9 protein-coding genes and 1 pseudogene are annotated in these 14,049 nt (G+C 31.4%); 5 read left to right on the top strand and 5 right to left on the bottom strand.

What is annotated here, in order from left to right:
• The first annotated feature begins 176 nt into the window (after positions 1-176).
• From argC to gap, 4 genes and pseudogenes are all read left to right on the top strand, one after another.
• Positions 177-1,130, top strand: a complete 954-nt coding sequence (gene argC / locus ACZ5QM_RS02545) for an N-acetyl-gamma-glutamyl-phosphate reductase (protein WP_464182441.1) — start codon at positions 177-179, stop codon at positions 1,128-1,130.
• Positions 1,120-2,021: pseudogene (gene era / locus ACZ5QM_RS02540) on the top strand (GTPase Era). Before argC ends, era begins: the two are co-directional and overlap by 11 nt.
• A gap of 45 nt (positions 2,022-2,066) precedes the next feature.
• Positions 2,067-3,077, top strand: a complete 1,011-nt coding sequence (gene mltG / locus ACZ5QM_RS02535; RefSeq protein ID WP_464183327.1) for an endolytic transglycosylase MltG — start codon at positions 2,067-2,069, stop codon at positions 3,075-3,077.
• Positions 3,078-3,179: 102 nt separating this feature from the next.
• The gene (gene gap / locus ACZ5QM_RS02530) at positions 3,180-4,175 is read left to right on the top strand and encodes a type I glyceraldehyde-3-phosphate dehydrogenase (protein ID WP_464182440.1); all 996 of its coding nucleotides are present in this window, start codon (positions 3,180-3,182) and stop codon (positions 4,173-4,175) included.
• Positions 4,176-4,585: 410 nt separating this feature from the next.
• Here the strand turns inward: gap and nadB are convergent, their stop codons facing one another.
• Positions 4,586-6,148 carry an L-aspartate oxidase gene (gene nadB, locus ACZ5QM_RS02525; RefSeq protein ID WP_464182439.1) on the bottom strand — a complete coding sequence of 521 codons (1,563 nt, stop codon included), beginning with the start codon at positions 6,146-6,148 and terminating at the stop codon, positions 4,586-4,588.
• A gap of 93 nt (positions 6,149-6,241) precedes the next feature.
• Here nadB and ACZ5QM_RS02520 point away from each other — a divergent pair, with 93 nt between their 5' ends.
• Positions 6,242-7,318 carry an NAD(P)H-dependent flavin oxidoreductase gene (locus tag ACZ5QM_RS02520; RefSeq protein ID WP_464182438.1) on the top strand — a complete coding sequence of 359 codons (1,077 nt, stop codon included), beginning with the start codon at positions 6,242-6,244 and terminating at the stop codon, positions 7,316-7,318.
• 227 nt (positions 7,319-7,545) lie between these two features.
• On the opposite strand, the gene ACZ5QM_RS02515 is transcribed toward ACZ5QM_RS02520, so the two are convergent.
• From ACZ5QM_RS02515 to ACZ5QM_RS02500, 4 genes are all read right to left on the bottom strand, one after another.
• Positions 7,546-9,939 (bottom strand): sodium-translocating pyrophosphatase, encoded by a 2,394-nt coding sequence (locus ACZ5QM_RS02515; protein WP_464182437.1) that lies wholly within the window; start codon positions 9,937-9,939, stop codon positions 7,546-7,548.
• A gap of 538 nt (positions 9,940-10,477) precedes the next feature.
• Positions 10,478-11,479, bottom strand: coding sequence for a 2-oxoacid:ferredoxin oxidoreductase subunit beta (locus ACZ5QM_RS02510; protein ID WP_464182436.1), 1,002 nt, complete (start codon positions 11,477-11,479; stop codon positions 10,478-10,480).
• A gap of 71 nt (positions 11,480-11,550) precedes the next feature.
• A complete protein-coding gene (locus ACZ5QM_RS02505) occupies positions 11,551-13,383 on the bottom strand; it encodes a 2-oxoacid:acceptor oxidoreductase subunit alpha (protein ID WP_464182434.1) in 1,833 nt (610 codons plus the stop codon).
• Positions 13,384-13,399: 16 nt separating this feature from the next.
• Entirely contained in the window at positions 13,400-13,912 is a 513-nt protein-coding gene (locus tag ACZ5QM_RS02500) for a shikimate kinase (protein ID WP_464182433.1), read from the bottom strand.
• Between the last annotated feature and the right edge of the window lie 137 nt (positions 13,913-14,049).

Raw genomic sequence — 14,049 nt, 5'->3', positions numbered from 1 at the left:
ATTACAAATAGATACCAAGATAACACTTAGAAAATAGTGAATTTTAAAGTTTGAAATAGTCGAATTAAAAATAAGACTAAATGTAAAAAACTTTCAACAATCCAGAAACAACTTATGGATTTTATGCAAGAATTTTACTAAAATTTAAATAACTACTATTAAAATTATTAAATTAGATGAAAGTAGGAATAATTGGAGGAGCTGGATATACTGCTGGAGAACTAATACGTTTATTGATAAATCATCCTGATGTAAATATAATATTCGTCCATAGTCACAGCAATGCCAGAAATAAAATTATAGATGTTCACACAGGCTTGATTGGAGAAACAGACTTGGTTTTTTCTGATTCATACAATTTGACTGAAATAGATGTTTTGTTCCTTTGCTCTGCACATGGAGATAGTAAAAAATTTATAGAAACTCATAAAATTCACAAAAATTTGAAAATTATAGATTTATCTATAGATTTTCGCCATAAAGAAAACGCCGGAAAATTTATATATGGGTTACCAGAATTGAATAGAGAAACCATTAAAAAAGCTCACTACATTGCTAACCCTGGTTGTTTTGCTACAGCAGTTCAGTTAGCTTTACTTCCTTTGGCAAATAATAATTTATTGAGAAGTGAAATTCACATAAATGCTATTACTGGAACAACTGGAGCAGGTGTGAAACCTTCAGAGACTTCTCATTTTTCTTGGAGAAATAATAATATTTCAGTTTACAAAGCTTTTATTCACCAACATTTGAAGGAAATTACTGAATCTTTAAATTATGAGTCCTCTAAATTCAATTTCATCCCTGTGAGGGGCAATTTTTCCAGAGGTATTTTTGCAACTATTTATACTGAAAGTGACTTAAACCTCAAGAATATTACTCAAGTCTATTCAAATTATTATAAAAATAGTGTTTTTACTTTCATTTCTGATAAAAATCCTGACTTGAAACAAGTGATAAATACAAATAAATGCATCCTTCATTTAGAAAAATATGGTAACAAATTATTTGTTATTTCCATCATAGACAATCTACTAAAAGGAGCTTCTGGACAAGCAATACAAAATTTTAATCTTATGTGTGGCCTAAATGAAAAAACGGGATTATCCCTTAAAGCAAATGCATTTTAATACAGATATCGTACACAAATCTGGATTTGTGAATATAGTAGGTAATTCTAACGTAGGAAAATCTACGTTGATGAATATTTTAGTAGGGGAAAAAGTATCTATTATTACTCCTAAAATACAAACTACTCGTCACCGGATTATAGGAATTGTAAATACATTTGATACGCAAATTGTCTTTTCTGACACACCAGGTATACTTCACCCTAATTATAAGTTGCAAGAAAGAATGTTGTTTTTTTCTGAATCAGCACTAAGAGATGCGGATATATTGCTTTATATGACTGATATTACGGATCAGTTAGATAAAACTAATTTTTTTATAAAAAAATTACAAAAAAATACTTTTCCTATTCTTATGCTAATTAATAAAATAGATTTATCTAATCAGAAACAACTGGAACAGAAAACAGCAGAGTGTAAGACAATTCTTCCAAACGCAGAAATTATTCCATTATCAGCAATCAATCGATTTAATGTAGACTATCTACAAAAGAGAATTAAAAAATTACTTCCAGAGTCACCCCCTTATTTCGAAAAAGACACTATAACTGACCGTCCTATTCGTTTTTTTGTTGCTGAAATTATTCGTAAAAAAATTTTTTTATACTATCAAAAAGAAATACCCTATTCAGTTGAAGTAATTATAGATTTTTTCAAAGAGTTTGAAAATTTTATTCAGATTAAAGCAATAATTATTACAGAAAGAGATTCTCAAAAAAAAATTATTATTGGAAAAGGTGGTAAGGCCTTAAAAAAAATAGGGTCTACGGCAAGAAAGGATATTGTTTTTTTTTTTCAAAAAAAATTTTTCTTGAAATACACGTCAAAGTAGAAAAAAATTGGCGAAATAAAGATAGTTTACTAAAAAAATTTGGGTATAGATCAGAATAATCATCAGTGAAAAAGTAATTTAACAAAAATGAAAAAAAAAAGTTTATTATAGGAAGTATTGTTCCACTTATAATGGTAATCTTATTAATTAATGGAATTGTTTATTGTTACATAATAATTTCTCCAGCTTTTGAAATCAACAAACCTATATCTATTTATATAGATGAACAAAAAAATTATAATAATTTGTTGTCACAGTTACAATTCAATGCTCATATAAAAAATATATGCATCTTTAAACAATTGGTATCGAGTATAAAACATTTGGAAAGTATAAAAACTGGAAGATATGAATTAACACCCAAAACAACCTACTTGCAGGTAGTCAAAATACTTTGGAACAAACGACAAAAACCTATAAAACTAATTTTTAATAATATTCGTTTGAAGAAAGACTTTACATCCCGAATAGGTAATCAATTAATGTTAGATTCTGAAATTTTATTTGATTATCTGAATAATCCAAATATAGTAAGTTCTTTTGGTTTTGATACCGAAACTATTGTAGCAATGTTTATTCCCAATACTTACGAAATTTATTGGGATATTTCTGTTGATGATTTTTTGAAAAAAATAAAAAAAGAATATAATCGATTTTGGACGATAGAACGTTTAAGAAAAGCACAAGCTATACCATTAACCCAAATAGAAGTTTCCATTCTAGCTTCCATAGTAGAAGAAGAAACTAATTTTAAATCCGAATATCCTATTATAGCTGGTTTATACCTTAATCGATTAAAAAAAGGCATGATGTTACAGGCAGATCCTACTGTTAAATTTGCTATAAAAGATTTTACTTTAAAAAGGATACTTTTAAAACATTTAAAAATAAATTCTCCTTATAATACCTATAAAAATTACGGATTACCTCCAGGACCTATTAGGATACCTTCTATAAATTCTATAGATGGCGTGTTAAATTATCAAAATCATACATATTTGTATATGTGTGCCAAAGGTGACTTATCAGGAAAACATAACTTTGCGACCACTTTAAATGAACATTATAAAAATGTAAGAGAATATCGAAAAAAATTGAATAAATTAAATATTTAACAAAAAATTATATTTGTATGCATATGATTTTTAAGGAAAAAAAATATCTTTGCAGTGAGAAGTTGTAACGTTTTAGTTTATTAATCTATAAAAGAAATCAAGATGATTAAAGTAGGTATTAATGGGTTTGGACGTATTGGTCGTATGGTATTTCGTGCTGCAATGTATAATTTTGATGATGAAATTGAAGTTGTAGGTATAAATGACTTATTGGATGCTAATTATTTAGCTTATATGCTAAAGCATGATTCTGTACACGGATATTTCAAAGGTAAAATTTCCGTAAATGGGAATTATTTGATAATAAATGATAAAAAAATTCGCTTAACGACTGAGAAAGATCCCATAAATCTGATATGGAACGAACTAGGAGCTGAAGTAATTGTTGAATCGACTGGTTTCTTTTTAACGAATGAAACAGCACGTAGACATATTCAAGCTGGTGCTAAAAAGGTAATTATGTCTGCTCCTTCTAAGGATTCAACTCCAATGTTTGTCTATGGAGTAAATCATCAAAATTACACAAATCAATGTATAATTTCCAACGCGTCTTGTACAACTAATTGCTTAGCTCCTATCGCAAAAATATTACATGATGAATTTGGTATCATCAAGGGTCTAATGACGACTATTCATGCTACAACTGCTACTCAAAAAACAGTAGATGGTGTTTCTTCAAAAGATTGGAGAGGAGGGCGTGGAATTCTTGAAAATATCATTCCATCTTCTACAGGTGCTGCTAAAGCCGTAGGCAAAGTACTTCCAGAATTGAATGGAAAATTAACAGGTATGGCATTTCGCGTCCCAACTTCCGATGTTTCTGTTGTAGACTTAACAGTTATCCTTGAAAAAACGGCTACAAAAGAAGATATCAAAAATGCTATGAAAACTGCTTCTGAAGGTGAACTGAAGGGTATCTTGGGATATACTGAAGATGCTGTAGTATCTACAGATTTCCGTGGTTGTTCTAATACTTCTATTTTTGATGCGGAAGCTGGTATTTCTTTAGATGGAAATTTCGCCAAAATAATTTCCTGGTATGACAATGAATGGGGATATTCAAATAAAGTACTTGAAATGGTTCGTGTTATAGCATGATGTAAATCATTTAACAACAATAGACTTAGTTTCATCAATAATACATGATGAAACTAATATCTAACATATGAAAAACCTTATTAATTTCAGTAGTAATACTATTATTTACTTTGTAAAAGTACAAAAAGGGGAATTAATTATAAATTAAGATTCTGAATATTGTGATTAAAAGGATTAGAAAACTTTGATGCAGGAATTTATTATAATTTTGATAATTAAAATTATATAGTTTCGAATGTAAAAGTTAGGTGTTATCCTCGTATCCATAGAAGTACAATTTTTTATTAAATCTTTATATCTATAGAATCTAAAACAGGAACAATAGATAGATAGAATACCGAATAAATATTACTTCAACTAATAGTAAATAGTTTTTTTAAACCATTTGATAAATTTTGGAGATTATTTTATCACTTTTTAGGGTAGTCAATGGTATAGTGTAGTCCTTTACTTTCTTTTCGTTCCATCGCTTGCTTCGTAACTAAATATCCAACACATGCGATATTACGCAGTTCACAAATATCACGAGAGACAACTGATTGTGCAAATAAACTTTCAGTTTCCCGATAGATAATTTCTAAACGTTTCATTGCTCGTTCTAAACGCATATTAGAACGAACGATTCCAACGTAATTACTCATAATTGCTTCAACTTCTTTAACACTTTGAGTAATTAAAGTCATTTCTTCGGTTAAAGAAGTTCCTTTATCATTCCATTGAGGAATATTTCTATTAAATTCATATTGATTAAATCGTGTAATTGAATGTTTAGCTGCAGCATCAGTATAAACGATAGCCTCAATCAATGAATTAGAAGCTAGACGATTAGCTCCGTGTAATCCTGTACATGAACATTCACCGGCAGAATACAACCTGTGAATACTTGTTCTTGCATTCTTATCTACTACAATACCTCCACAGAGGTAATGGGCTGCTGGTGCAACGGGAATATATGTACGAGTGATATCAATTCCTTCATTTAAACATTTTTCATATATAGTAGGATAAGAGTTCCGAGTTTCTTCCGCATTTTTATGCGTAATGTCAAGATAAACAAAATCATTCCCATTACTTTTCATCTCACTATCAATAGCACGGGCAACAATATCTCGTGGAGCTAATGCTCTACGAGAATCATAACGATGCATAAATTCTTTACCTTCTCTTGTTTTTAAAATACCACCATATCCACGCAAAGCTTCAGAAATTAAAAAAGCTGGACGTTCAATCGGATTATATAAGGCTGTCGGGTGAAATTGTACAAACTCCATATCTCGTACTAAACCTTTTGCCCGATAAACAATTGCAATTCCATCACCAGTAGCAACTAAAGGGTTAGTAGTAGTTTGATAAATATTTCCAATTCCACCAGTACAAATCATAGTAATTTTAGAAAGAAAAGTATGAATTTCATTCGTTCTCTCATTCAAAACATAAGCACCATAACATTCTATATCTTCTGTATCTTTTGTTACTTTCATACCCAAATGATGTTGAGTTAAAATTTCAATAGCAAAATGATGATCAAATACAATAATATTCGGATGACGTTTAGAGGCGTTAATCAGGCTTTTTTGTATTTCTTGTCCAGTATTATCTTTGTGATGAAGAATACGAAATTCAGAATGTCCCCCTTCTTTATGTAAAGAGAATGCACCTTTAGAATCTTTATCAAAATTTACTCCCCAACGAATTAATTCTTTTATTTGCTTAGGAGCTTCACAAATAACTTTTTCTACTACATTCTTATTGCAGAGTCCATCTCCTGCAACTAAAGTATCATTAATATGTTTCTCAAAATCATCCCACGGCAATGTAACAGAAGCAATTCCTCCTTGTGCATAAAAAGTATTAGCTTCTTCTAAAGAAGTTTTACAAAGAATAGCAACATTTCCCTTATCTGCCATTTTTAAAGCATAACTTAACCCTGCAATACCAGAACCAATAACTAAAAAATCAAATCTATGTACCATATAAAAATATAAATTTGAACAAAATTAAATAAAAAGATTTACCTTTGTTATTCGGAGAGGATATTGATTTTTTATTTATAAAAACAAATGGTTATGAATCCTTTTTTCATTAGAAATAATGAAATTAAGCTACCTATCATACAAGGGGGGATGGGTATTGCTGTTTCATTGTCTGGATTAGCATCAGCAGTAGCCAATGAAGGGGGGATAGGTGTAATTTCATGTGCAGGACTCGGGTTAGTATATCCAAGAACTCCAAGAAACTATTTAAAAGATTGTATTTGGGGCTTAAAGGAGGAAATTCGTAAAACTCGTAAAAAAACAACGGGTATTATTGGAGTGAATATTATGGTGGCATTATCCAATTTTTCAGATATGGTTCATACATCTATTGCTGAAAAGGTGGATATCATTTTCTCAGGTGCAGGCCTACCACTTGATTTACCATCATATTTGACATCTGAAAGTCAAACAGCATTAGTTCCTATAGTATCTTCTTCAAGAGCAGCACAAGTTATTTGTAATAAATGGAATACAAGTTATAATTATTTACCTGATGCTTTAGTCGTTGAAGGACCTAAAGCAGGAGGACATTTAGGTTTTAAAAAAAACCAAATTGAAGATGAAAGTTATTCATTGGAGAAATTAATCCCAAGTGTAATTAATGTGGCAAATCAATACAAGGCACAAAAAAGTATCCCTGTAATTGCAGCAGGAGGTATATATACCGGTTCAGATATTTATCATTTTATGAAATTAGGTGCAGCTGCTGTACAATTGGGCAGTATATTTGTAACAACAAAAGAATGCGATGCGTCTGATGTTTTTAAAAAAGTATATATCAATTCGTCGAAGAAAGATATCATAATTATTGATAGTCCAGTTGGTATGCCTGGTCGAGCTATAAATAATGAATTTATCCAAAAAGTAAATAGTGGTAGTGAAAGGCCTCGTGCATGTCCATTTCATTGTATTAAAACTTGTAATTGTACTCAAAGTCCTTATTGTATTATCAAAGTGTTATACAATGCAGCAAAGGGAAATATGAAAAAGGGGTATGCATTTGCAGGATCGAACGCATATTTGGCAGAAAAAATAAACACTGTCAAAGAAATTTTTGAAACTCTAAAGTCTGAATATGCAATAGTCAAACAGTCTTTAGAAGAATAATATTGGTAAATAAGTAATTTGTAAGCAAGAGGATACCACTGAGGTATCCAGAAAATTACGAAACGTAGAAAGAAGTTCTCCTCTCATTTTATAAAAAAAGTATCCGTTTTCCATATATCAACGTCTAAAAGATGCAGGATTCTTGTACAACCGGCCTGTACTAGAAATGGAAATGAGAAGGCAAATGAATTAAAAGAGAATTCCCCACCCCTCTCTTTTTAGAAAAATTATCTTGGTATTAGTGTTCGATAGAACGATCGCCATACAAAAAATAATCCAATTATTAAAAATGGAAAAGCAATGTATACAGAATAATTTTCCCCTGCTTCTTTTATTTTAATACATATTTCAGTAGCTAACAATCCAAATAATGTTGAAAACTTGATAATTGGATTCAATGAAACTGAAGAAGTATCCTTAAAAGGATCCCCAACAGTATCTCCTACTACAGATGCCTCATGTAAGGGAGTATTTTTTTCCTTTAATTCTACTTCTACAATTTTCTTTGCATTATCCCAACTACCTCCGGCATTTGCCATATAAATTGCTTGAAATAAACCAATTACAGCAATTGAAACCAAATATGCAACAAAAAAATTAGGATCAATGAACGCAAAAGCCAACGTTAATGATATTAATGCGAGAAAGATATTCCACATTCCTTTTTGAGCATACTGCGTACAAATTTTTACTACTGATTTGGAATCTTCAATAGAAGCCTCTCTTTTGTCCATATTAAAAGTATTTTTAATAAATTCTACCGTACGATAGGCACCTGTAATAACGGCTTGCATAGAAGCTCCACTAAACCAAAAAACAACAGATCCGCCACAAATAAATCCAAGAAGCACAGGAGCATCTGTCAGTGACAGATGCAATAAGCCAACTTTTTCTAATAAAAGAATGATAGAAAATATCATAGTAGTAGCTCCTACTACTGCTGTACCTATTAATACAGGTTTTGCTGTTGCTTTGAATGTGTTCCCAGCAGAATCATTAGATTCCAAATAATATTTACCCCTTTCAAAATTAGGGTTAAATCCATAATCTTCTTCAATAGACTTTTCTACATTAGGTATTTGTTCTATTCGAGAAAGTTCAAAAACTGACTGAGCATTGTCTGTCACTGGTCCATAACTATCTACCGCAATAGTCACTGGCCCCATACAAAGGAATCCGAAAGCAACTAACCCAAAAGCAAAAATTGTAGCATGACACCCCAATATCTCATTCAATCCAGTCTGAGCAGTAAAATAAGCTACAGCCATTAAAACTACAATTAATAGTCCTGTCCAGAAAGCACTAAAATAACCTGCTACAATCCCAGAAAGAATGTTTAATGAAGAGCCACCTTCGCGTGATGCAGTAACAATTTCTCTTACATGAATAGACTTTGAACTCGTAAATATCTTCGTAAACTCTGGAATAAGCAGAGCTGCTAACGTCCCACAACTAATAATAACGGCTAGTTTCCACCATAAAGTCGTATCCTCCATATCGCTCAATAATAAGTGACTCATGAAAAAACTTGCAGAAATACAAAGTATAGCAGCAATAGTAATCAATCTCATTAATGGAGATTCAAAATCAAAATCTTTTTTATTTGCATACAGTCTTTTAGAAATCTCTTGATTAATAAAAAAGGAACACCCAGATAAGAAATCCATCAAGAATCGCATACCAAATATCCAAACAATCAATTTTGCCTGCATATCTACATCATGAACAGCTAGAGTGATGAACGTAATAAGAGCTACTCCCGTTACCCCATAAGTTTCAAAACCATCAGCAGTTGGACCCACGCTATCACCTGCATTATCTCCAGTACAGTCCGCTATTACACCAGGATTACGTGGATCATCCTCTTTCACTTTAAAAACAACTTTCATCAAATCTGAACCTATATCAGCAATTTTAGTAAAAATTCCTCCTGCAATTCGTAATGCGCTGGCTCCTAAAGATTCTCCGATAGCAAAACCTAAAAAACAAATTCCTACGATATTACGAGGAACAAACAAAAGAATAACTACCATTAGCACTAATTCCAGCGAAATAAGAAACAACCCAACACTCATCCCTGCTTTCAATGGAATATTAACTACATCTAAAGGAAAATTTCTAAGTGAAGCAAAAGCTGTTCGTGCATTAGCATAAGTATTCACCCGAATACCATACCAAGCAACCACATACGAACCTGTCATACCAATAACAGAGTACAATAATACTTGTAAAACGACAGTAAAAGATTGTCCAAGCAATCCTAAAAAATAAATAAATAAAACTACTCCTACTAATGCAAATAGCATTAAGAGAAATTTACCTTGTTGAAGTAAGTAAGCTCTACAAGTAGTGTAAATTATGGAGGCTACTTTAAGCATAGATTCATGCGATGGCAATTGTTTTATCTGTTTAAACAACAATAAACTGAATCCCAATGTGCCAGCGATAATTAAAGCTCCATAGAATAAAAAATCCCATGAAGAAATCGCCCCTCCAAATAAATGAAAAGTTCCTTTATGAAGATCTGGTATTGCTAAATTTGCTTCACTTGCATGTACAAGCAAATTGCTTTTAAAAAAAGCAATCATTAATAATAAAAATATACTCTTCACTTTTTTCATAGTAACAAAAAGGGATTGTTTTTTAAGTAATTAAATCAAAATTTTGATCCAACTATATTTAGTTATTTCGACTTACCTAGAAAATATTACAAATATATAAAAAATTATTAAGATAAAAATGTTTTATGCTGTTTAATGAAACAGTAAATAGTAATAATACCACTTAGTCTTTCTTCATTACAAAAGCATACTTATTTAAACTCTCAATATTTTTTGATAGAAAAATCTAATTGCCTGAATTCAAATTCACAAAAATATTACAAACGAAGAATTTCTGAGAATTGTTGAAAAACAATAACAGTCCAGCCAATAGAACACGTTCATTACCATAAATCGTCTTTTTTATTAATATTTATTTACTAAAAACTTGTACAATAACGCAACTAGGAATATTATTATTTACTATGTACCTTTTTTACTAAAAAATCTTTTCCAATCATAATTAATTGGACTCTATTCATGATATACAAATTTCCATACTTCTTCCTTTACCTTTTTTTTATTCCGCAGAAATTGTAATGATTAAAATTACTTATGATTATTGTTCCCATATATTTTTTGACATTAAAAAATCTTTTAGTGTTCTTTCTTTTTTTTTAGTTTTTACTTCTTCAATCTGTTTTTCCATTTCAGTATCATATACTGGAGCTTCTACATCACGTATAATTCCCAATGCGACAGGCAATTCGTTCCCATCCATTAAAGCTAGTTTTAAATGTAAGCTTGGGTCAGAAATAGTTACATCATGTATTAAAATGTCATTTGGAGTACAGTGATTCTTATTAATATTGACAGCTTTTAAATTAAATCCTTCTTGAACAATTCCTTTATCATTATTTTTTCCAAATATCATTTTTTCTCCGTGACGGAGGAAAATAGTCTTATTTAAACGATTTTCTTTATTAACTATGCTTTCATTAATTCCATCGTTAAAAATTACACAGTTAAGAATAAATTCAACAACCGCTGTTCCTCTATGTCGAGCTGCAGCTACTAAAATTTCTGATGAATTCTTTATATTAAAATCAGTAGTACGAGCAAAAAAACATCCACGAGCACCTATTACCAATTCAGCTGGACGAAAAGGATCTTCTACTGTTCCGTAAGGAGAAGATTTAGAAATAAATCCACGAGCCGAAGTAGGAGAATATTGTCCTTTAGTTAAACCGTAAATTTTATTATTCATCAACAAAATATTGATATCCACATTACGGCGAACAGTATGAATAAAATGATTCCCTCCAATTGCTAAACAGTCGCCATCTCCAGTTGCTAACCAGACTGATAAGTTTGGATTTGCAACTTTTACACCTGTAGCGATAGCTGCACCACGTCCATGAATAGTATGAAATCCATAGGTATTCATATAATAAGGTAAGCGAGAAGAACAACCGATTCCAGAAACAACTACTGTATTATGAGGAGCAATATTTAATTCGGCCATTGCCTTTTGAAGACTATTCAATACACTATAATCACTACATTTGGGACACCAACGTACCTGTTGAGAACTTTTGAAATCTGTAGCTTCGTATGTCATAATAAATTATATTTGATAAGAATATTACTATATGTAATGTTACATTTAACAAGATTTTATGTAAGGTATTTTTAAAAAAAATGGTTTATTTCTTCTACCAAACGGGCAGTATTGAGGGGTTGTCCATCTACTTGGTTGTACTGAAAAGGCTGGAACCCATTTATCTTAGAACGTAAATAGCTAGCAAACTGTCCCATATTTTGTTCAATAACTAATATTTTTCTATACCTTTTCAAGATTTCTATTGTATTTATAGGTAACGGACAAATGAATTTGAAATGCGTAAAGGCAACTTTTCTTCCCGAAAAACGGATATGTTCAACTGCTTCTAATAGATGCCCATAAGTCCCTCCCCAACCTATGACTAGCACATTTGCATCTATATCTCCTAATATTTCTTGCAATGGAAGATGTTGAGCAATCTTATTTATCTTTGAGTGGCGAATTTTTACCATTTTTTGATGATTAGCAGCATCAGTTGAAATAACACTTGTATCACTATCTTTTTCTAGCCCACCAATACAATGAGAAAAGTCTTTCATCCCAGGAATTGCCCAATAACGTGTATCGTTTATTGAATTGCGATAATATGGGAGCCAATTCCTTTGCTCCTTACTTACATAAGGAGGCCGAATACTTGGATATTCAGTTAAGTCAGGGATACGCCACGTACTGCTTCCATTAGCAATATAACCGTCAGTTAATAGTATAACTGGGGTAAGATACTCCAAGGCAAGTTTACATGCCCAAAATGCCATATCAAAACAGTCTGTTGGAGACAATGCGGAAATGACTACGACAGGGGACTCACCATTACGTCCATATAAAGCTTGCATTAAATCAGTTTGTTCACTTTTAGTAGGTAAGCCTGTAGAAGGACCACCTCGCTGCACATCTATTACCACTAATGGTATTTCAGCCATTACTGCTAACCCAATAGCTTCACTTTTCAATGCCAATCCTGGACCTGAAGTGCTAGTTGCAGCCAAACTTCCGGCAAAAGACGCTCCAATAGCCGTACAAACACCCGCAATTTCATCCTCTGTTTGCATTACTTTTACGCTCAATTCTTTACAAGAAGCAAGTTCCTGCATAATGTCCGTCGCCGGAGTAATTGGATATGAGCCCAAAAACAAAGGTAACCCTGCTTTCTCTGATGCAGCAATTAATCCATAAGCAGTTGCACAATTTCCGTTAATATTAGTATAAAAACCCTTTTTATAACTAGTAGTTTCTATTCGATAAGTAGAAACTGAAGCGTGTACATTATGGCCATAATCGTATCCAGCCTGAAGTACTTGTTGATTGGCTAGCAACACAGTAGGTTTTTTCTTAAATTTTTCAAATAAAAATTTTTCTGCAATTTTCAGAGGACGATTGAACAACCAACAAACTAATCCCAAAGCAAAAATGTTCCGAATTTTTATAGGGTTCCTATTGTCAGTAATATCCGCCAAACAATTTTTACAAATCTGAAAAATAGGAACAGCAATAATTTGTACTGAATTCAATCCTAACTCTTTGAAAGGATCATCGCTAACAAATAAGGCTCGTTGTAAATCAACTGTTTGGAATGAGTCTACGTCTATAATGACTACTGAATCAGAACGAAGAAACTTTGCATTCACTTTTAATGCGGATGGATTCATTGCAACCAGGACATCTGCTTTATCACCAGGGGTATATACATTAGTTCCTAATTGCATTTGATATCCCGATACTCCGGAAAGACTCCCTCTTGGAGCCCTTATTTCAGCTGGAAAATCCGGGAATGTAATGATTTCATTACCTAAATAGGCAGATAAATTAGAAAAAAGTGTCCCTACTAATTGCATACCATCTCCTGAGTCTCCTGAAAATCGAATAACCACATTCCCTAACTCTTTAACTTTTACTTCATTCATATTCAAAATACAGATTTTATATTTTTAGCCATATTTTTTTTACGGCTTCATCAATTGTTAATTCACTCATAGAAAGAACAATTGATGCTTGGTTATAGAATAGTTCTCGCTTCCAAAAATTATCGGTAACAAAACATTTTATCTCTTCTGGACTCTTATTTTTGATAAGCGGACGAACGTATTTAATTTTAATTAAACGTTCTATCAGTAATTCCGTCTCAACTCTTAAATAAATTGTGATACCTGAAACATTCATTAATCTCATATTGTTGGAAAAACAAGGAGTTCCTCCTCCAGTTGAAACAAGGACATTATCCCACCTATAAATAATTTCTTTAAGAATTTTTTTCTCTATGTCTCGAAATTTTTTTTCTCCTTTCTCTACAAATATATCAGTTATTTTTTTTTCGTAACGATTTTCTATGAATAAATCCATATCCACAAAAGGTAAACTTATTTTTTTTGCTAATTTTTCCCCAATAGTAGTTTTTCCTACTCCCATATACCCAATTAAAAATATCCTTTTCATTTATTTTATAAAAAATGTTTACAAACATATAGATTTTTTAAAAATGATAATTCATATTTACTAGAATGAATAGTAAATAAACATAACTTGTGATAATTAAAATTTTAAAAATTATCTTTGAGACATTTAAAGTTTAA

The organism is Azobacteroides sp. (SeqCode), from assembly GCF_055395615.1.
Note: the sequence above shows the minus strand (reverse complement) of the source record. Positions and strands in the feature narration are given on the sequence as shown.

Excerpts from the sequence above, each read along its gene's own strand:
- argC (WP_464182441.1), top strand. The coding sequence starts at position 177 with ATGAAAGTAGGAATAATTGGAGGAGCTGGATATACTGCTGGAGAACTA.
- gap (WP_464182440.1), top strand. The coding sequence starts at position 3,180 with ATGATTAAAGTAGGTATTAATGGGTTTGGACGTATTGGTCGTATGGTA.
- nadB (WP_464182439.1), bottom strand. The coding sequence starts at position 6,148 with ATGGTACATAGATTTGATTTTTTAGTTATTGGTTCTGGTATTGCAGGG.
- ACZ5QM_RS02520 (WP_464182438.1), top strand. The coding sequence starts at position 6,242 with ATGAATCCTTTTTTCATTAGAAATAATGAAATTAAGCTACCTATCATA.
- ACZ5QM_RS02515 (WP_464182437.1), bottom strand. The coding sequence starts at position 9,939 with ATGAAAAAAGTGAAGAGTATATTTTTATTATTAATGATTGCTTTTTTT.
- ACZ5QM_RS02510 (WP_464182436.1), bottom strand. The coding sequence starts at position 11,479 with ATGACATACGAAGCTACAGATTTCAAAAGTTCTCAACAGGTACGTTGG.
- ACZ5QM_RS02505 (WP_464182434.1), bottom strand. The coding sequence starts at position 13,383 with ATGAATGAAGTAAAAGTTAAAGAGTTAGGGAATGTGGTTATTCGATTT.
- ACZ5QM_RS02500 (WP_464182433.1), bottom strand. The coding sequence starts at position 13,912 with ATGAAAAGGATATTTTTAATTGGGTATATGGGAGTAGGAAAAACTACT.